General features: G+C 33.6%; 23 protein-coding genes. 6 read left to right on the top strand and 17 right to left on the bottom strand.

The genetic code is table 11. The annotated features are described in order from the left end of the window. Nucleotides 1-68 precede the first annotated feature (68 nt). From CBP76_RS05800 to CBP76_RS05780, 5 genes are all read right to left on the bottom strand, one after another. Nucleotides 69-491: a DUF805 domain-containing protein gene (locus CBP76_RS05800; protein ID WP_102196002.1), complete on the bottom strand. Its 423-nt coding sequence runs from the start codon at nt 489-491 to the stop codon at nt 69-71. An 11-nt stretch (nt 492-502) separates the two neighbouring features. Then, entirely contained in the window at nt 503-847 is a 345-nt protein-coding gene (locus CBP76_RS05795) for a fluoride efflux transporter FluC (protein WP_102196001.1), read from the bottom strand. Then, nucleotides 844-1,260, bottom strand: a complete 417-nt coding sequence (gene crcB, locus CBP76_RS05790) for a fluoride efflux transporter CrcB (protein WP_102196000.1) — start codon at nt 1,258-1,260, stop codon at nt 844-846. Before crcB ends, CBP76_RS05795 begins: the two co-directional genes overlap by 4 nt. Nucleotides 1,261-1,402: 142 nt before the next feature. Then, nucleotides 1,403-2,308 (bottom strand): phosphogluconate dehydrogenase (NAD(+)-dependent, decarboxylating), encoded by a 906-nt coding sequence (gene gnd / locus CBP76_RS05785; RefSeq protein WP_102195999.1) that lies wholly within the window; start codon nt 2,306-2,308, stop codon nt 1,403-1,405. A 123-nt stretch (nt 2,309-2,431) separates the two neighbouring features. Further along, entirely contained in the window at nt 2,432-2,992 is a 561-nt protein-coding gene (locus CBP76_RS05780; protein ID WP_102195998.1) for a hypothetical protein, read from the bottom strand. A gap of 233 nt (nt 2,993-3,225) precedes the next feature. On the opposite strand from CBP76_RS05780, the gene CBP76_RS05775 reads away from it, so the two are divergent. Then, nucleotides 3,226-4,614 (top strand): hemolysin family protein, encoded by a 1,389-nt coding sequence (locus CBP76_RS05775; RefSeq protein WP_102195997.1) that lies wholly within the window; start codon nt 3,226-3,228, stop codon nt 4,612-4,614. Nucleotides 4,615-5,257: 643 nt separating this feature from the next. Here CBP76_RS05775 and CBP76_RS05770 read toward each other — a convergent pair. The 5 genes from CBP76_RS05770 to CBP76_RS05750 all read right to left on the bottom strand — a co-directional run bounded on the left by CBP76_RS05770 (nt 5,258) and on the right by CBP76_RS05750 (nt 9,736). Then, the gene (locus CBP76_RS05770; protein ID WP_102195996.1) at nt 5,258-6,010 is read right to left on the bottom strand and encodes a class I SAM-dependent methyltransferase; all 753 of its coding nucleotides are present in this window, start codon (nt 6,008-6,010) and stop codon (nt 5,258-5,260) included. Nucleotides 6,011-6,035: 25 nt separating this feature from the next. Beyond that, on the bottom strand, nt 6,036-7,736 hold the full coding sequence (locus CBP76_RS05765; RefSeq protein WP_102195995.1) for a glycosyltransferase family protein: 1,701 nt from the start codon (nt 7,734-7,736) through the stop codon (nt 6,036-6,038). 138 nt (nt 7,737-7,874) lie between these two features. Beyond that, nucleotides 7,875-8,240 (bottom strand): iron-sulfur cluster biosynthesis family protein, encoded by a 366-nt coding sequence (locus tag CBP76_RS05760; protein WP_102195994.1) that lies wholly within the window; start codon nt 8,238-8,240, stop codon nt 7,875-7,877. A 12-nt stretch (nt 8,241-8,252) separates the two neighbouring features. Continuing rightward, complete coding sequence (locus tag CBP76_RS05755) at nt 8,253-9,068, bottom strand: hypothetical protein (RefSeq protein ID WP_102195993.1); 816 nt, start codon at nt 9,066-9,068, stop codon at nt 8,253-8,255. A 5-nt stretch (nt 9,069-9,073) separates the two neighbouring features. After that, complete coding sequence (locus CBP76_RS05750; protein ID WP_102195992.1) at nt 9,074-9,736, bottom strand: HAD hydrolase-like protein; 663 nt, start codon at nt 9,734-9,736, stop codon at nt 9,074-9,076. Nucleotides 9,737-9,823: 87 nt separating this feature from the next. Between CBP76_RS05750 and CBP76_RS05745 the strand changes: the two genes are divergently transcribed. After that, complete coding sequence (locus CBP76_RS05745) at nt 9,824-12,157, top strand: HAD-IC family P-type ATPase (protein ID WP_102195991.1); 2,334 nt, start codon at nt 9,824-9,826, stop codon at nt 12,155-12,157. Between the two features lie 106 nt (nt 12,158-12,263). Here CBP76_RS05745 and CBP76_RS13150 read toward each other — a convergent pair whose 3' ends face one another. From CBP76_RS13150 to CBP76_RS05735, 4 genes are all read right to left on the bottom strand, one after another. Further along, nucleotides 12,264-12,419 (bottom strand): hypothetical protein, encoded by a 156-nt coding sequence (locus CBP76_RS13150; protein ID WP_166667199.1) that lies wholly within the window; start codon nt 12,417-12,419, stop codon nt 12,264-12,266. A gap of 58 nt (nt 12,420-12,477) precedes the next feature. After that, the gene (locus tag CBP76_RS13145; RefSeq protein ID WP_166667198.1) at nt 12,478-12,639 is read right to left on the bottom strand and encodes a hypothetical protein; all 162 of its coding nucleotides are present in this window, start codon (nt 12,637-12,639) and stop codon (nt 12,478-12,480) included. Nucleotides 12,640-12,701: 62 nt separating this feature from the next. Beyond that, entirely contained in the window at nt 12,702-14,813 is a 2,112-nt protein-coding gene (locus CBP76_RS05740; protein ID WP_166667197.1) for an SLAP domain-containing protein, read from the bottom strand. 150 nt (nt 14,814-14,963) lie between these two features. Beyond that, on the bottom strand, nt 14,964-15,167 hold the full coding sequence (locus CBP76_RS05735; protein ID WP_102195990.1) for a hypothetical protein: 204 nt from the start codon (nt 15,165-15,167) through the stop codon (nt 14,964-14,966). 234 nt (nt 15,168-15,401) lie between these two features. Between CBP76_RS05735 and CBP76_RS05730 the strand changes: the two genes are divergently transcribed. The 4 genes from CBP76_RS05730 to CBP76_RS05715 all read left to right on the top strand — a co-directional run bounded on the left by CBP76_RS05730 (nt 15,402) and on the right by CBP76_RS05715 (nt 17,052). Beyond that, nucleotides 15,402-15,779: a hypothetical protein gene (locus CBP76_RS05730; protein ID WP_102195989.1), complete on the top strand. Its 378-nt coding sequence runs from the start codon at nt 15,402-15,404 to the stop codon at nt 15,777-15,779. 113 nt (nt 15,780-15,892) lie between these two features. Continuing rightward, on the top strand, nt 15,893-16,261 hold the full coding sequence (locus tag CBP76_RS05725; RefSeq protein WP_102195988.1) for a hypothetical protein: 369 nt from the start codon (nt 15,893-15,895) through the stop codon (nt 16,259-16,261). 101 nt (nt 16,262-16,362) lie between these two features. Beyond that, nucleotides 16,363-16,836, top strand: coding sequence for a DUF2975 domain-containing protein (locus CBP76_RS05720; RefSeq protein WP_102195987.1), 474 nt, complete (start codon nt 16,363-16,365; stop codon nt 16,834-16,836). A 9-nt stretch (nt 16,837-16,845) separates the two neighbouring features. Then, complete coding sequence (locus CBP76_RS05715) at nt 16,846-17,052, top strand: helix-turn-helix domain-containing protein (protein WP_102195986.1); 207 nt, start codon at nt 16,846-16,848, stop codon at nt 17,050-17,052. Between the two features lie 63 nt (nt 17,053-17,115). On the opposite strand, the gene CBP76_RS05710 is transcribed toward CBP76_RS05715, so the two are convergent. From CBP76_RS05710 to CBP76_RS05700, 3 genes are all read right to left on the bottom strand, one after another. Then, nucleotides 17,116-18,558: a glycoside hydrolase family 1 protein gene (locus tag CBP76_RS05710; protein WP_102195985.1), complete on the bottom strand. Its 1,443-nt coding sequence runs from the start codon at nt 18,556-18,558 to the stop codon at nt 17,116-17,118. A 202-nt stretch (nt 18,559-18,760) separates the two neighbouring features. Beyond that, nucleotides 18,761-19,741: a ribose-phosphate diphosphokinase gene (locus tag CBP76_RS05705; RefSeq protein ID WP_102195984.1), complete on the bottom strand. Its 981-nt coding sequence runs from the start codon at nt 19,739-19,741 to the stop codon at nt 18,761-18,763. 16 nt (nt 19,742-19,757) lie between these two features. Further along, nucleotides 19,758-20,138 carry a YueI family protein gene (locus CBP76_RS05700; RefSeq protein WP_102195983.1) on the bottom strand — a complete coding sequence of 127 codons (381 nt, stop codon included), beginning with the start codon at nt 20,136-20,138 and terminating at the stop codon, nt 19,758-19,760. Nucleotides 20,139-20,209: the final 71 nt, after the last annotated feature.

Below are 20,209 nucleotides of genomic sequence, written 5' to 3'. Positions count from 1 at the left end.
AAAACGAAACAAAGCACTTTGTCTAAAACAAAATACGCCTTGTTTCGTAAGTTAGAAACTATAAATAATTATAGACTCTTAGGCCACCTATTACCGAAATCACGTTGTGGCAGACAAAGTAAGATCAATAGTGCAATATCCCCAATAAAAGGAACCAAACTAATCAATATCCACCAACCACGCAACTTACGATCATGTAATCTTCTAATCATGGCTGTAAAAACTGATATCCAATAATAACCTAAAGTAATTGCTAAGGCCACTCCTAAAATTGAACTCCAATAATAATCATTAACTGGCATTCTAGTAATGGCAAAACCTAATACTGAAATAATGAGACATGCCACAATTGTCATACCAAAATAGCCCCACCAAAAATCTTTACGGCTCATTCTTTTGGCACCAACAAACAAATCCTGAAAGTATAACTTAGTTGAAGAGATAATTCCCGGTCGGAAACTCTCGTTCCATATTTGTTCCTTCATTTGCATTTTATTATCTCCTAAATGTGAATTCCAACGATAAAACCTAATATACCAAATATATAAGTCAATAAAAAGTAGATAAAGCAACGACCTAAACGGTGTTGAAACCACAACTGACTTAATTCCATATTGAACGTTCCATAGGTGGTAAAGCCACCACAGAATCCAGTCCCTAGCAATAATAATATCGCACCATTATGAATTTGTGCAGTTAAAATTCCTAAAAGTAATGCACCTGAAATATTTATTAATAACGTAATGATTGGGAAATCAATCTTTAACTTTGATTGTTGCAAAGTAAATTCATTTCTCAAAAATGCTCCAATGGAAGCACCCAATCCAACTAATAAGAAATTTGTCATTCTTTCTTACCCCTTTTAACATAATCATTAAAAGCTTGAGTAGCCGCCCAATAGTTTCCCAACAGAGCCAAGGCAAATCCCCCTACGATCGTTAAGGTTAAGTATAGTAACAAAGCCACCCATTGTTCATTTTCAAGCAAGCGATAAGTATCCGCAGTAAATGTTGAAAAAGTAGTATATGAACCTAATACTCCAGTACTTAAACTCAAAACCACCTTTGAGGAAAGCTTATAACGGTCCTGCAAATAATGAATTAAAAATGGCAAAATGAGAGCTCCACTCAAGTTAGCAACCAATGTGCCAAGAGGAAAACCGTGGCTAGTTTTAAATATTAAGCTTTCCAAATATCTCAGATCACTACCAAAAAATGCCCCTACAAATAAAAATAAAAATACTTCTCCTCTTTTTTTCATTGCAATCATTTCCTTTCCAGATCAAAAAATTATAACTTCTTTAAAGGTTTGACACAAAAATATTATTGATTAAAAAATAAGACCTAGTGAGCATTTTCAATGGCCACTAGGTCTTATTTTGTTATTACATATCAGCTATGTTTTAATCTTTTTTACTTTCAACGGCGTGGCCACCAAATTCTTTACGTAATGCCGCCACAACTTTTCCTGTAAAAGTATCATCCTCAAGTGAACGATAACGCATCATTAACGATGCGGCGATAACTGGCGTTGGAACTTGCAACCTCAAAGCCTCGTCTAAAGTCCACTTGCCCTCACCAGATGAATGCATAACACCTTTAATTTCATCTAACTTAGGATCTTTTGAAAATGCAGATTGAGTTAATTCCATCAACCATCCACGAATAACCGAACCATGTTCCCAGACTTTAGCAACTGCTTCATTGTCATAATCAAATTGGCTATGCTCTAGCACGTCAAAACCTTCGGCAATGGCCTGCATCATTCCATATTCAATACCGTTATGAACCATTTTTAAATAATGACCACTTCCGGCTTTACCTGTATATAAATAACCGTCAGTTTGAGCAATTCCTTTGAAAATGGGTTCAATATATTCAAAGGTTTTTTCATCATCTCCACCAATCATGAAGTTTCCATCACGATTAGCACCACTCATTCCGCCTGATGTACCAACATCGAAGAATTTAATATTCTTATCAGTTAAAATCTTATTATGTTGCAATGAATCTTTGTAAAATGAATTTCCGCCATCAATTACAATGTCGTTTTCATCAAGAATTTCACTCAAGGTATTGATTGTTTCATTGGTTGGGTTCCCCGCTGGTAACATTACCCAAACAATACGAGGTGTGTTCAAAGCTTCAACAGCTTCTTGCAAATTATCTTTCACTTGCGCACCTAAGGTCGAAGCATCATTTTTAGCTCCATCGCTTAAATCAAAAGCAACCACTTCATTACCATTACGAATCAAATTCTCGGTTAAATTAATACCCATCTTACCGAGCCCAATCATTGCTAATTTCAAAATTAATCCTCCTAAGTTGTCTTCTCACAAGTTCTAATTATACATAAAAAAGCCGCACCCAAAATAACATTTTGGTACGACCCGATTACTTAAAAGGTTGACGTTATAGGCATAATTGGTTGATTAACCCATGAAACGGTTCCACCAATGTCCCTTCTTATCATCATTAACTTTTTCGTTTACACGTTCTTTAATATTTTCATCTTTTTTTGGATCATTATTTTCAATTTTTTCTTCAGCTTGTTGCTTCAAAGTATCTAATTCAACTTGTAATTCTTCTTTTGATTTTTGAACATCGGCAAGCTCTTCTTGTAAATCTTTGATCTTTAGTTCTCTTTTTTTATTTTCAGATTCTAATTTAGAAACTGTCGTCTGCAACTCAGTGATCTCATCACTTTGTTTGGTCTCTGTCTTATCCTTTGCATCAGTGGTTGGATATATCTGAGCAGCCGATGTTTCCAAAGTCATTTTAGGACCATGACTTAGTTTGACCATTTCTTTGAAGTCTTCGATATTTTTTTGAGTATATAAGCGATTATTCTGACTATTGCGTTCAAAATATTTGCTATTCTCAGTCGTACGCTCAACTATCAAAGAATATTTACGCAATGTAGCGACACTTATCCCCAAATCTTTAGCAGCTTGTGCAGGAGTTAATAAATTATTCGTTTTTACTTTACTCAAAAGGATTCCCCCAAGGTTGTTTCATTCTCTTCATTATAAAAATAATGATTGCCAACTTCAACCACAAAATTATAACGCTCTTAATTTAAAGTTGTCCTTGGTATATTTTAACCTTTAAATTAGATATACTAAAGAATAGGTGTAAAAAATAAAAATATTTACTCTTAGCCGATACAGTCGGTTTTTCTTTGGTGTATAATTCGTCTTACAAGAATAAAAGGGGAAATCATATATTGTCAAGTTCTACAATTACAACAAATTTTATTATCATACTGATAACCTTTATTTTTGCTTTCTTCTTTGTGGCGGCTGAATTTGCTTTAGTCCAAACCAGAGCTAGTCAACTAGAAGATGCAATTCAAAAGGGTACTGGTAACAAAAAGAAGCTTCAACGTGCTTTAATGATGGTCAACAATCTAAACGAATATCTATCGACAACTCAAGTTGGTACAAGTATTGCTGGTATCATCTTAGGTTGGATCGGTGAGAGTACTATTGAATATCTACTGGTTGAAGTATTTGGTGTTGTTCATATCTCTGCCGGTGGCAGTAGTGGTTTACACGCTTTGAGTTCAATTATTGGTGTTTTATTACTAACATATTTGGAGGTTGTTTTAACTGAAATCGTACCTAAAAATATTGCTATTGATTTACCTATGCCAACATTAATGTTGGTCGTTACACCGCTACGATTTTTCCATCTCGCTGTATATCCATTTGTTTGGTTATTAAATGTTTCCGCATCAGGAATTGTTCGTCTGATGGGTATGAAACCAGCTGATTCAGAAAATGAGGTTTTCTCCCAGTCAGAGATCCTTAGACTTTCCAAATCGTCAATCAAAGGTGGCGATATGGAGCCAGACGATGTTATTTTTATGCAACGTGCGTTCGAACTAAACGATAAAGTTGCAAAAGATATTATGGTCGATAGAACCAGTCTTTATGTTGTTGATATTACCGACAAAGTTAAAGATGTTATTAAAGACTACTTACAACAAGGTTTCTCAAGGTTCCCAGTCGTTGCAGATAATGATAAAGATAAAGTCCTTGGCTATGTTTATGCTTACGATATTGTTCGTCAAAATCAAGTTGATGGAGATGTTGGTATCAGTCGTATTTTGAGATCAGTTAATACTGTTCCCGAGACAATGCCTATCCAAGACATTCTATCCAAGATGATCAAGAAGCAAACTCCTATTGTAGTCGTTGTCGATGAATACGGTGGGACTAGTGGTATCGTCACCGATAAGGATATTTATGAAGAATTATTTGGAACAGTTAAAGATGAAATTGATGATGTCTCTGATGAGTACATCGTTAAAAATGAAGACGATTCTTATAATGTCTCTGGTAAAACTACCTTATACGATTTTGAACGTTACTTCAGAACCGATGTAAAAGAATTCCAGAATTCAGATATCATCACTGTTGGTGGTTATCTGATTGAAAAATATCCTGATTTACAAAATGGTTCTAAAATCGAACTCGGTAATTTCAAGTTTGAAGTTGTTGAATTCGATCATGGTTTCGTTAATTGGTTTAAAGTTAAAATTGATAAAACTGCCGTTACCAAGCAAGATAATCTAGCTTCATTAACAGATGTCGACGATTTAAAAGAATAATAAAAAAATACGATCCAGTGACTATGAATAGTTGCTGGATCGTATTTTTTTACTTCAAGCTTAGTTAGAGTGTAAGTGCTAGGTATGGAATGGATGCCGCACTCCACTGCGAAAGGAACGATTTGGAACGGAGTGGCCACAGTTTTAAGCCAATTCTGCGAACTGTCTCAAAATCTGGGCTTTTTGTAACCAGCAAGCTGTTAACAAAAATTTCACTCCTGAAATCGTCCTTTCTCCGTTGCGTGCTAGATGGCTATTGACTTTTTAAATTTAATATTGCATCAAGTGTAAATAAATTTATTCTAAGTTTTTAAAATATACAAAAAAATATACTGTATTAACTTTAACTACGCTTCTTAAATATAATGCAGTCTATTTATTTAGATAAATTGAAATTATTTTAATAACAATATATACAACAGTTGTATAGCCCGGAACAAAAATTGAAATCGGCTCAGCTATGAAATTTTACTTAGCGAATGATTTTCCCGCTTAGTAAAAGACCGAGCTTGGAAATCACGCGTTTTTTGCGTGAGTTTCAAGTCGTGTCCATAGCGTTCCGGCCGAATTTCAATTTTTGTGGAGGGCGACAAGCACTTACACTCTAACTAAACTTAATACAGAAAAAATTTATACAATTTTATTACTTTTTAATTGAATAGCTGGCCCAAAATGTAGGAATATTATAATCGCGAAGTTTTCCTTCACTATTGTAGTCTTCATACAAATCAACAATCTGAAAGCCAGCCTTGATCTGGCCTCGAATCTGTTCATCCAACGTATGTGAAAATTGAACTCCCTCTTCTTCTAAAGGAAAATCCTTACTAACTGAGGAATCTTTCAGTGGATTATAAGGTAAAGGGCGATATAATTTTGTTTCTGATTTATCAAAAATATAATTAATACCATTGTCTAAGCCGACCAAAAGACGACCGCCTTTTTTCAAAATACGAAAACTTTCATCCCAAACATGTTGCACATTTTCAATATAACTATTAGCAACTGGTTGAATTATCATGTCAAAACTTTCTTCTTCAAAAGGTAACAACTTAGTCATATCGCCACGAATGATTTCAATATCATATCCTTCTCTTTTTGCCACCATTTTTTCAGCATCGAGTTGTTTTTGCGAATAATCAAATACAGTACAACTAGCACCCAAGGTACTCAAAATTGGCATCTGTTGACCTCCACCAGCAGCTAATCCGAGAATTCTTTGTCCTTCCATAGGGTTGGGAAACCAATCCTTAGGGACGGATTTTGTGGGTGTTAAGACTATCTTAAAATCTCCTTGTTTGGCCTTAAGATATTCTTCATGACTGATTGGCTTTCCCCATTCCCAGCCGTCTTCAACCCATTGATCAATTATTTTTGAATTGTACTTTGTATAATCCATAATTTCTCTTTTCCAAATAAAATTTTTATTTTGATCTAATACCCTCTATCTTTTTAAAATCTACCAAATTCAACTTATTAATAAATAGAAGAGCTACGACAATTAGTAGCGATAAAAATGAAATCCTACGTGTCACTTTTTGAGTTGTAGTCTCAAAATAATCTATAACTACTTTCCCACTACCATTAATTTTAACTTGTGCTAAATTATTATTCCTAACATCAACCTTTAGTTTTGAAACCTGCCCTTTAGATTGGGACGATTGGAATCCATAATAAGCGATTAGCGGAACATCAATTTTAGCATGCTTGGCTTTTTTAAAATCAAAACTCATTCGGGTACCGTATTGTTTAAAATCACTTATTTCAGCTCGTCCACTTATAATTTTAGGTTTGTGAGACATCCTCTGTAAACTACTCAATCTAGTTCCTACAGGTAAAAAACTCCGATTCTGATCCAAATTATAAGAATCCAATTGATTATACTCTTCAACTGAATTCAATTGTAAAGGAGCATCTTGAACCAAACGATAGCTTGCAGAAATTGCTAATAGAAATACAAATAATAACAATAATGGTTTCGAAAACTTTCCTGAAAGAAAATTTAAAGGATCAACCGCTACAAAGATGGCTAATAATATGGTAACTAGAACATTCCAATGCCACGTATATTTAACAACACCTAAGATCGTATTATTAAATAAAAACCATGGAAAAACATTTGTACTGCAAATCAAGAGTCCAATGCCAATTAAGGAAAAGTGACGAACGGCTTTATTTTTAATCTTAGTTTGAACGATCATGATAATAATTGCAGCCAGTACTAAAACTAAGCCAACGTTCGGTTGTTCAACATCATTATTCCCCCCCCAACTGATTGTATCCGTCAGATCTGAACTTCCGTTATTCAAAATATTCTGAGACGTATTAAAAACAAATTGTGTATGACTCATTTGTTGAAACATTGGCAAAAAATAAGCTAAGCTTAGTAACCCAGATATAATTGTGGCCCATAATAAGGACAATAATCTTTGAGGATTCTCACGCAATTCTGGTATTTGACATAGTGCAACGATAATAATAAAAATTATCATCAAAATCGGAGAAATAGCCTGTGAATAAACAATCCCAGTCATCCCAAAAGCTAAATAAAGCCATTCATTTTTATTCCCATAAAAGATTTGATAAATCCCTAAAATCGCTATTGGCAAAAATAACATGGCTCCAACTTCACTTAAATCATGTCGAAATAATACATCGTATAGGCGATACGTTGACAGCGTATAAACAAAGCTAAAGACTAAACTATTAATATATTTGTGACTTACCTTATAGAAACAAAGAAAAGAAACACCAAACGTTAAAAAATTAACCAATAGATAATACATACCTAAAGTTTGTGCACTGGTGAGACCCATCAGTCTAAAAAACGCCGCTGGATATAGAACAAAATCTGAGTAGAAAACATTAACTATATAACCAAACCCACCCATAAAAGACATATTTACTAAGGGAAAAAATTGATGCCGTTGCAAAGAATGATATAGTCCCTCAATCCTCATCATTTGAAATCGATCATCGCCACTTTCCAAATATGACCAAACTTTTCCTTGGGCAAAATTCGTTTGATAAATGACTAAAAAACTTACAGCTAAGAAAAGCAAAACAGTAAAAGTAAAAATTAAAATTTTTTTATAGTTCTTGTTGCGTAACAGTGAGAATTGCATAAAATGTGATACCTTCCTTTGATACATGCAATGTATTCTTAATTACGTTAAGAATACTCTATTTTTTTAAATTTGACTTGTTCTTAACGAAAATACAAAAAAAGAGTCCAACGACTATTACTGTCGCTAGACCCATTCTTAACCAGCTTTAACTTCATCATAATCAATGATATTAACACTTCTATCAATGGTTTCTTTAGTATTACTAAAAATCAATAATTGCGTTTTAGGATCGACCTTCAATGACATACCTTTTTCATCCAAGAAATCCTTGGCACTATCTTTGAAATAAATTGTGCCTAAGTCACTATCAAGTTGCACACTATAATCAGATAAATCTTCACTAGGATCGACAGCAATAATACGGAATTTGGTAATCAAAGCACAATCACCTTCACCAGAAAAGCGACCAAACCCATCATCAAGATCCAAAAGAATTTTCTTGTCTACATCAATATATTTTTGTAATTTAGCTTGAGCCTCTTGCGTTATTTCAATTTTCATAAATATGTACCTCTAATATTTATATTTGGTAGTCGAACCCCACTCCACTAGGCTAACAATAAAGACCATAAAAATAATCGATATATAACTTAGTAAAATACCATTTAGTACATTATATAAAACATCACGAATGTTGTAATCAATATTGCTTACAATTAAATCTTGTAAAGGATAGTAGGTACCAGCCAGCAACAAAGCCAACAAAATAGATGTACAAATACCAACAGTTCCTAAATGATGAAAGAACAGCATATTTGAACCTACTTTTGCTCTCAAACGAAGCGCTAATAGAACGAAAATAATACCCGCAGCAATCATTACAACCTTAATTAACTTCTTAATCGTTTGAATCTGCTCGATCACTTGTTCAATAGGTCCTAGGTCATTATCAATGATTTGATTCATTATAGATTCATTACTACTAATAACAGTATCAATTTCACTATCAATATTTAATCCATACTGTTGTGCTTCTTTTTTTAGCTTTGTACTAATCGTCGCTAGAATTGCATTTCCAATTGTAAGCTTAGAGTCATCGCCATAAACCTCGTCCACTGATGTATTGATAATCTTTTTCACATCTTTGTCAGTTAGATTAACAGATGACAAATCAGACGAAGCCGAATAACTGTTAACCAATCGGCCTAAGCGTTGATTAGTATAATTTTTTATTAATGTAACATTAGTATCGCTACTAACAACTTTTTTGACATAATTACTGTTCAAAACTGTTGATAACGTGATACCCAAAAATACTATTACCATTAAACAAACTGACAACAAGACCAACGTAAAACCGTGTCTGTTATATGACAATGACTTACTCATAATTTCTAATTCTCCATAGCTAGTTTAGCAATCTCTTGTGGTTCATTAACGATCCATTCAGAATCAGCCTTCTTCAATTCGGCATAATCCCCAAAGCCATAAGTTACTCCAATGGCTTTTAAATTATTCTTATGTGCCCCCACAATATCACTGCTACGATCCCCAACCATAACAAGGTTATTTGGATCTAAATCTACAGATGTTTTTTCAATCCCGTAAGAAATCACATCTTCTTTCAATGAACGAATTGATTCGTCCTCCGCAGCTCCAAAAACATGTCTAACATATTGTTTCATATTTAATTGATCAATAATTTGCTTAGCAAATATCTCTGGTTTTGATGTTGCTACAAAGATTTCTTTATCTGCCTGTTTTAAGGACTCCATCATATCATAAATGCCATCAAAAACTGTATATTCTTCCCAGCCTTCTTCTTGGTAATATTCACGGAAAGCATTTAAACTTTGATTAATGTATGGATCATCCGGTTTTACATGGTCATATTTTTGCAAAGATGCTCCAATAGTTGGACCAATGAAAGCATGCAAAGTCTTATCATCATGTGGAATATAACCTAAAGTATGCTCATACATATACTTCAAACTCTTCATAATTCCTTTTTCAGAATTAATAATCGTTCCATCCAAATCAAAAAATAAATTGTTCAAATTATATTCATCCTTTTATGTTAAATTTAAGTTATGTAAAGAGTATATAGCATCTAATAGAAAATAACTAACAGTCGCAGGTAGAGTATGGTAAAGATAAAAAAGCCTAGTAATTATACCAGTCTCGATACGGGATTAACTTCTCAACAAGTAGATTCCCAAATCGCAAAGGGACTGACAAACATTCAAATAAAAAAATTATCCCGACCAATTCCTAAAATATTGGCCGATAATCTATTTACCCTATTTAATTTCTTAAACTTAGTCATTGCAATTCTGATCTTTTGGACTGGATCATATCGTAATTTATTCTTCTTAGGACCAGTAATAGCTAATATCATCATTGGAAGCTATCAGGAAATCAGAGCCAAACTAACTGTTGATAAAATCAGCCTGGTAAATGCAACTAGCTTTAAAGTTATTAGAGATGGTAAAGAAAGGGATATCGATATTGCTGATCTAGTAGAAGATGATATCGTCAAAATTAAACGTGGCGATACTATTCCGGCTGATGGTATTGTTCGATACTCTAACGGGTTACAAACTAATGAATCCAGTATTACTGGTGAAGCAGATACCATTGTTAAAGCAACTGAAGACGAAGTATTCTCAGGGAGTTTCGTTGTTGCTGGGCAAGCACAGATTCAGTTGACTCAAGTCGGTAAAGAAAGTTTTGTTTCCAAAATTTCCTCAGCCGTTGGTAAAGAAAAACGTTCCGTTAGTGTTCTAATGAAAATTATTAATAATATTATTAAGATTCTAACATATACTATTATTCCTATCGGGCTTCTTTTGTTTTTCCGTTCATTCTTAAAAAATGGCGATGTTGCTAAATCCATTTTAGGAACATCTGCCTCAGTAATTGGAATGATCCCCGAAGGATTAGTTTTATTGACCTCTGTTGCTCTAGCAACCGGAGCTTACAATCTTTCTAAGCGAAGGATCTTAGTTCGTTCTTTAAGTGCCATTGAAACATTGGCTCGAGTAGATGTCTTATGTTTAGATAAGACAGGTACTATAACAACTGGGAAATTAACTGTTAAAAAAACTATTGCCTATCAAACTAGTGTACAAAATGTTCAATCAATCGCTCAGAAAATTGTTGAGGCAACTAATGAAACCAATGCAACTGCGTTAGCAGTTAGAGCGTTGAATTCCCCTGCCTTAGCTAAAGATGTCAAAGAGGTTATTCCTTTCTCATCTGAAACCAAATATTCAGGTTTTAAAGCGACTGATGATACTAAATTCATTATGGGTGCTCCCGAGTTCATCATTCATAACCCTTCGGCTGAGGTTGATCAGACTATTCAAGAGGCTGCCAAAAACGGTTTTCGTGTCATTGCTATTCTAAAAGAAAATCCAGAACAAACTTTACTCGGTTTACTCTTAATTTCTGATGAGGTCAGAAAACAAGCACCTGATACATTTAACTATTTAAACAATCAAGGTATTGATCTTAAAATAATTTCTGGTGATAATCCCGTTACAGTAGCCAATGTCGCTGCTCAAGCTGGTATTTCTTCTGGGAAAAATTACATCGATATGAATTCACTCGATGATAATGTAGATTATCATGAATTAGTCAAAGATTACAAAATCTTTGGCCGAGTTCGACCTAGTCAAAAAGCTGATTTAATTAAAGCCATGCAAGACAATGGCTTAACTGTTGGTATGACTGGTGATGGAGTCAATGATGTCTTAGCAATGCGCCAATCAGATTGTAGTATTGCTATTGCCGGTGAAAGTGATGCTGCTGAAGCTGCAGCAGACTTTGTTCTTTTAAACCGTAATTTCGACTCAATGATTTTCATGCTTAATGAAGGTCGAAGGGTTATTAATAACGTTGAACGTGTAGCATCATTATTTCTGATTAAAACAATCTATTCAGTTGTTTTATCAATTTTCTTTATCATCTTAGGAACGGGTTATCCATTTCAACCTTCTCAATTGACCCCAATCAATGCTTTAACGGTTGGTATTCCAACCTTCTTACTAGCCTTGGAACCAAACTATACTCCTCCAGCAGGTCGTTTCATGCACAATGTTATGGAAATAGCCCTTCCAGCGGCTATCTGTAATATTCTTTTCATAGTAACGATTTCAATCTTAGGAAATCATTTAAACTTTAGTTATGAAACCACCTCAACGCTTTCAGTATTTACAATTGGTTTAATCGGATTTTGTGCCCTAGTATCTATCAGCAATCCTCTTTATATAAGAAAACAAGTAATGATCGGTATAGCCTTCGTTCTATTTATCATTACTTTTATATTCGGGGACAGTGCCTTTGGACTTCAAAGCATCCTTAATTGGAATTACACCTATCTCTACGTTGCAATCATGTTGACCTCTTGGCCATTGTTTATGTTCATGCGTGAGGTTCTGGGAAGAAGAATTTTTTCAAAAATAAATTGGAAATAAAAAAAGCGATTGTCTGCTAACTATTAAAAATAGTTGTTAGACAGTCGTTTTTATGTGGAATAATTTGTGTCTTACTTAACATTTATATAAAAGAATTTTCCAAAGCTCATAATTTAATATGTCTCATAATAAATCCAGCAATCACCAAAGCTACTAAAAGCACAACACCAATAATCAGACTACTGACTTTTAATACGCTTAAACCATAGATGACTACAAAAGCAATAACCCCAAATACTATTCCTTGCATACTTTTATCCATAATTTCTCCTTGCTTACATTACCCAGTTTACTACTTATGAAAGCGTAGACAAAGATAATTATTTAAGCCTCATGACCAAGGCCACTAAATATATAAAAATGACTAAAATAACAGCATAAATCACACTTTTAACAGTTACATTCATAGGTATCAAAGAAATCAAAGTCACTATCAATGCAGCAACTAAAGCTAATATTATTGGTTTAACTAATTGTTTCAATATAATTCACCTCAAAAAAAAACACACCATCTTCATATGAATTTGGTGTGTTAAAATTTCAATTATTTAATTGTAACATCCGAATCTTTAACCCATTCATCTGTAGCAACTCGATGCATCTTTTGACCTCTAATTGTTGCCGTACGATCCGTATACCAAGGAGTATTTTCAGCTAAAGCACGGTCAATAATCAATTGGCCCTTAGAATTGTAAACTCCCGTAGGATTCTTACTATTAGTTACTGCTATGTTTTGTACTGGTGTGTACTTATAAACATCACTTGCTTTTACGTATTCATCCGTAGCAACTCTATAATATTCAGCTCCATCGATAGTCAAAGTCTTATCAATAATCCAACTTGAGCCTTCTGAAAGCACAACATCATTATTCAATTTACCGTTCTGATCATAAATCTTAATATAACCATTTTTTGGATATCCAGAAACTAAATTGTCCACTGTTTGATCAGATTTTTGAACATAAACCTTTGAACTTGGTGTATCTTTATCAATCTTATAAGTTACATCATCGGCGCTAACAAATGCATAACCATCTGGAGCTGTTAATGTGACAGTCGAACCATCGGCACCCTTACCTGCTTGTGTACCAACTTCTTTGCCAGAATCTTGATCTACATATGAAACGCTGTATGGCGTATTAGCGGCTGTAACATACTTAGTTACATTTTGACCATCTTTTAATAATAGAAAGCCATTATCTAATAATGTTGAGAATGCGTAACCATCAGGAGCAGTCAAGCTCACATAGTCACCAAGGCTACCAGTACCAGTTGTTGTATCAACAGTCTTTCCTGTACTCTTATCTTTAAATGTTACGGTATAGTTAAGATCCTCTAAAATACTGCTCTTCTTTGTTACATAAACTGTTTTATTAGGTTTACTTGAGTCGACTTTATAGATAACATCTGATACATCAACAAAATTATAACCATCAGGAGCAGTCAAGAATTGATATGTTCCATCATTTGCAGTTCCAGTCGTTGGCGTACCAACAGTCTCACCTGTATCTTTATCAATATAAGTAATTGTATATCCAACACTTTGGTTCACGTTAACAACTTTTGTTGGTGCATTAGAATCAATCGTATATGATGCATCTGAAGAATTAGCTAAAGTATAACCTGCTGGTTTGTTAGCATCTACGTTAACCTCATCACCACTTGCTCCAATCCCTGAATATGTACCAACAATATTATTGCCACTCTTATAAACAATATTGTATGGGACCTTATCTGTATCATCGGTAACAATCAAATTACCATCTTTAGTAGCATCCCAACTTAAAGTTGTTCCTGAAGAATCTTTAAGCGGATTACCCTTAGAATCAATGGCTGTTGCTACAAGCTTCACTGGTGTACCCTCTGTTGCTGTTTGGGCTAGAGTAGTATCAAGATTCTTGATGGCAATACTATAAGTTTGACCATTATCTTTAACAATTGTTGGTTGAGCAATGCCTGTAGTATCACCCTTTTGAATTGTCTTAGTCAATTCACTATCGTTCCAGCTAGGACCCTCTAAAATATTTACGGTTTCATTAACAGCATCACTCGTTGCATAATTATCCTTTGCTGTAAATGTTATTGTATGAGAACCCGCATCTGTTAGAAAATTACTTGTTGAATCTGTCGAAATAGTAGCAGTATTTCCCCTGCCATTGGCATCTTCGCCATTAGTAGTTGCGGCCTTAGCTCCATTAACTACAGCCGTTTGATAATCATCTGGCAAATGTCCGGCCTTATAGTTCAATGTACTATTAGCTAATGTAACTGTTGGTTTAGCATAATTATAATTTACTGAAACGGTCTTCGATGTACCATTATTGGTAAATTTAACTTTAGTAGCAAACCCTGTACTACTATCAGTGTCAACAACAGACATATCAACTAGTTGACTACTATCATTAACAACATTCAATGCTTTCTTCAAGGCAGCAGCAAATTCACTAGATGATTTTTTACCAAAGATAGGAGCAACTGACATTGTTGAACCATCTTTAACATCTGAGAATTTAGTTTGATTATTTTGAGCTGCAGTATTCAAAGCACTTTTGTCTACATTAATTGTTGTAGCAGCTTGAACAACTGGCACGCCGACCCCTAAAATGGTACTTGACAACAAGATACCAGTTAAAGCTAACATTTTATATTTTTTCATAAACACATATCTCCCTGAAAAATTTAATATATATCTATACATCAATAGCATATCAGTTATAGAACAAAAAAGGAGGCATTTTTCGATAAAAATGTCTTCTTTTTTTAATATTTTTAATTAAATCTTAATTTTTTTGAAAGTGCTAACAATTTATAATTCTTCCCGATGTCGATGATGCCTCATATTTGATTCATGATCTTTTTCCATTCCGCCCAAATAAAGTATTGATAATATCACTACCGCAAACAAAGCCAAAATGGCATTGGACAAATTCAAAAAGTATAGAACTATTGAAATTAGAATCAAAATTGCAATCGACATTCTCAACGTGACCCTAGGTACTTTATCTTTCATAACATAATTACCTCTTACTTTGAGACTTCTCTTTATTATGAAAACAAATTACGTAAAATGCAATTCAGATGGATTCAAAATTGGCAACGTTTTCTACAAATTAATTGACGAAATGTACATCTTTTTGGATTAATATACATATGTAGACATTCATAAAATTTTCAAATATTCTTTAAATAGGATAAAAAGTTTAATGTTATGATGCATTTAATTCAATTTGAAAGGAGTCTTAATATGTCTCAAAATACTATCGCCGTCGCACTCGATATTAACAAGATTCCCTATGTTAACGATCATGAAATCATTCTTACCCCTGGTATCCAAAAAGTTTGGTATACAGCTAAAACAGTTCCAATAATTATTCCTAAACGTATAAAACTGATTGATTCATTAATTAATTCATTTTTGGACAAATTTTCAAAAAATAATAACAAAAGAAATATTTTGAAATTAAATTATTTTGCTAAAAAAGTTGCCAAGTATCTAAACCGAGTTGAACACGATCAAGTTATTTTCGAAAATGACCAATTAAAAAGTCTTGTTTTGTCTAATCTCAAGAATAAGAATAAATACATTACAAATAAGGAAAAGGCTTTGTCCATCGAGGGATAAAGCTTTTTTTATATAATAATTGTTAACGTTTTCTTAATTGATTAATTTATAGTACGATATAGCTTAGTTAATATTATCTTGTTTATCAAATAAAAGATTCGGGGTGAATTTTTATGAACAATAATATAGCTATTATCGTTACTGATGTGAAAAATATTCCTTACATTAACGGGAATAAGACCATCTTTATTTCATTTGATCAAAACGTTCCTGATATCCCTAATTCTAAATTTATTAAAATTCCAAATTATATTTCCTTAGGGGAAGATTTGGCCAACGTTTTTACAGATACCGTTCGACTGCCTGACACTACTGGATATCGCAATATTTTACAATATGTTTATTTCTCTCACATGGTAGCCTTTTATATCTCCCAACAAAATTATAGTAAAATAATTTTTGAAGACGACGATTTACGAGATCAAGTTTTAAAACAATTCGATAATTCTAATCGGTATGCCAACAAATACTCATTAACTTAAAAAAGTAATCTACTAAAATAAATAGTGGATTATTTTTTTATATTGTTTTTCGATATGATATGAATTAGAATATCTGTAATTACAAAACAGGAGTTTTTTAAATGAATATAAAAACAACCATGCTTAAAATTGTTACCATTATCATCGATTTATTTATTTTACTATTCGGATTCATGCTAACAATGGGACTAACATCCTTAATTCGTGAAAACTCATTTGTGCCATTTCAATTATTAACAATAATTACTTTGTATCTTTCTTGCGCTATTGTACTCGGAATAAGTTTCTACTTATTTAGAATATTTAATTTAATCGATATCCACACTTTCTTTAGCCGGAAGGCTCTAACCTCCGTCAGAAAGATTAGATATTTATTTATAATTGAATTTCTAATCTTATTAGGTAATCTTCCTTTTATCTATTATCAAGCAGACCATGGGGATGCTCCCGGATTAATATTTGTTGCTCTAGCATTTAACTTTATACCTCTGGCACTGACGGCCTTTATCTCAGCTATGGAAAAAATTCTAATTAATTCTATTAAATTCAAACAAGAAAATGATCTAACCATTTAGGAGAAAGCAATGATCAGAGTAAATTTAGATGTCATGTTAATAAAAAGAAATATTGGTGTAACTGAACTTGCAAAAAAGATTGGCATTACTCAAGCGAATCTTTCGATTTTAAAAAATGGCAATGCCAAAGCAGTTAGATTCTCTACGTTGGAAAAGATTTGTCAAACCCTTAATTGTCAGCCTGGAGACATTCTTGAGTTTGTTACTGATAAGTGAAATTTGTAAAAAAGGATACGGCGACCATTTACATGGCTGCCATATCCTTTTTATTAATGCCTATTATAATTCTTCTCCGTTTGATTCAATAACCTTTTTGTACCAATAATAACTCTTCTTTGGCATTCGACTGAAATCACCTTTTTGTTCATCATCACGATTAACATATACGAAACCATAACGTTTCTCCATCTGACCAGTTCCGGCAGATACTAAATCAATACAACCCCACGGAGTATAACCAATCAAATCAACACCATCTTTGATGGCTTCTTTCATTTGTTCGACATGTCCTTTGAGGTAATCAATACGATAGTCGTCGTTGATCGAACCATCCTTTTCAACAGTATCACGAGCGCCTAGACCGTTTTCTACAACCATAATTGGAATTCCATAGCGTCCATAAACATCGTTTAAATACCAACGTAGTCCCTTAGGGTCCATGCTCCAGCCCCATTCGCTATATTTCAAATAAGGATTTTTAACTCCTTGTGAGAAGTTCCCGGCTGCTTCTGCTTTACTTGGATCAGTTGTTACAGCGTTTGATGAATAGTAGCTGAACGTATAATAATCAACCGTTCCTTCTTTAAGAACTACTTGATCTTCTGCAGTAATATTCAATTTAACGTTATGTTCATTCCAAAAACGTTGAGCAAAATGTGGGTAAGCTCCACGAACTTGAACATCACCGCAATAATAATTGCTGATTTCATTTTGTAATTGTGCTTTCAAAATATCATCTGGATTTGATGTCAAAGGATAACTGACATTTCCTGCTATCATACAACCGATCATATTATCAGGATTAATCTTATGACCAATTTTGACTGCTAACGCGCTAGCAACAAATTGATGGTGTAATCCCTGCATATTTGCCTGAATATCTTCATCCGACATATTACCATTAAATGGTGCAGCACCATCTTTAACTGGCAATCCAAGTGACATATAGCCCCCAAACATCATTCCAATATTAATTTCATTAAATGTTAGCCAATACTTAACAAGATCCTTATATTCAGTAAACAAAGTTTTAGCATATTTAACATAAAAGTCGATCACCTTGCGACTGCCCCAACCACCATATGCTTCAGTTAAATGATAAGGCATTTCATAATGGGAAATCGTTACCAATGGCTCAATACCATATTTATGGCATTCTTCAAATACATTACGATAAAAGTCTAATCCTTTTTGATTTGGTTCTTGATCGTCACCGTTAGGGTAAATTCTAGTCCAAGCGACTGACATACGATAAGTTTTATAACCCATACCAGCTAATAATTTAATATCTTCTTTATAATGATGATAAAAGTCACTGCCTTGATGTGATGGGTAATAGCCATCAGGTTGTAGGTTTTTAGTAAAAGTACGAGCTTTTTCATAAGTTCCGCCTAACAAAAGATCGGCTGTGCTGACACCTTTTCCATCAACATTCCAGGCACCTTCATATTGATTGGCAGCAGTAGCACCACCCCACAAAAAGTTCTTTGGAAATTCTGTCATTTTTATTTGCTCCTTTTTTTCACTATTATCATTATACATGTTAACGCTTTCTCAAACCTAATTGATTCAACTTTCTTTTTTGATTTTAATTTATTTTTGAAAAAAAGTGCAACCTGTTCTGCTTAAAATAAAAGGTTCTCCAGTAATCAAAATATGATTACTAGAGAACCTTTATTTTGACGCTTGTAAGTTAAGCATCATTCTATTTAATTTCAGTATAGCTATCACGAACCTCAAATAATGAATCAATTGACTCATTTGATTCTGTCATGCGAATAGCATCACCAACAAGTTCAGTTACTGATAGGACTTTTAATTTATCAAATTGACATTCATCTGGTACAACAATTGAATCAGAAACAAGAACCTGCATAAGATCTGAAGCTTCCAATCTCTTAGCTGCATCTTTAGAAAAAATAGGATGTGTAGCAACGGCTGAAATGGTCTTAGCACCAGCAACTTTAACTGCCTGAGCACTATTGATCATTCTTGTACCTGTATCAATTAAATCATCTACAATAACACATTGTTTACCATTAACATCACCAATAATGTCAGGCACCACTTCATCATCTTCAGTTGATCTTTGGTCAACAATAGCAATCTGTGAACCAAATACCTCAGCTAGTGCACGAGCACGTTTTGTTGAGTTGTGATCTGGGGCTACAAAGACAAAGTCATCCGGATTTTTAATTCTCTTTTCAAAATAACTAGCAAAGATCGGCATAGCACGTAAATGATCAACTGGGATATCAAAGAATCCTTGAATTTGATCGGCATGCATATCCATTGCAATTACACGGTCAACTGAACCCAATTCCAATAAGTTAGCAAACAACTTGGCTGAAATTGGTTCTCTTGAACGAGATTTTCTATCTGAACGAGTATAAGCAAAGTATGGCAAGACACAAGTGATTCTAGAAGCACTTGCACGTCTTAATGCATCTACAGCAATCATCAATTCCATGAAATTATCATTAACAGGATCAGAAACTGAATGAATGATATAAACGTCTTTTCCACGAATACTTTCATTAATTTGAATGTTGATTTCACCATCACTAAAATGTGAAACTGAAGCATCCAATAATGGAATTCCCATATAGTCAGAAATTCTCTTAGCTAATGGTTTGTTACCATTTAAAGAAAGTAAAGCAACTTTATCTAATGTACTATTAGACATATTTGTCCTCCAAAAATTATATAAGCACTGGTCTATCAACAGGTTTCCCTTCGTTAGCGATAACCAATCCCATGTCATTATCTGTTAACTTACGATCACGGTTACGCACACCCGATTGTGAAACTATTGTAAACTTATACTTTAATTTTACACTCAAACGTAGGTAATTATCTAGTAAATATGAATCTATTTTACCATTTAAGTAAAGATGATAATCTGGGTACTTTTTCATAACGCTTTCAACCGTATTCTGATTATCTGGATTCTTTATTTGGGCAACAGTTAAAGCAATTGCCACCCTTTCAGCAAAATTGCCGAGGAATTTATTTTTCTCATCAGGTTTCAACTGTGGCTTGCCAAAAATATTATCTTTAATGTAATCTTCAACGTTAGTCATATTCGCCCTCCATACGTCATAGTATATCTTATCTCAAAATATAGACAAGTAAGGTTATTCTTTCCTTTATG

The sequence above is a fragment of the Companilactobacillus nuruki genome, assembly GCF_002872255.1.
Classification (GTDB): Bacteria; Bacillota; Bacilli; order Lactobacillales; family Lactobacillaceae; genus Companilactobacillus; species Companilactobacillus nuruki.
This window is presented reverse-complemented; position numbering and strand designations above follow the sequence as displayed.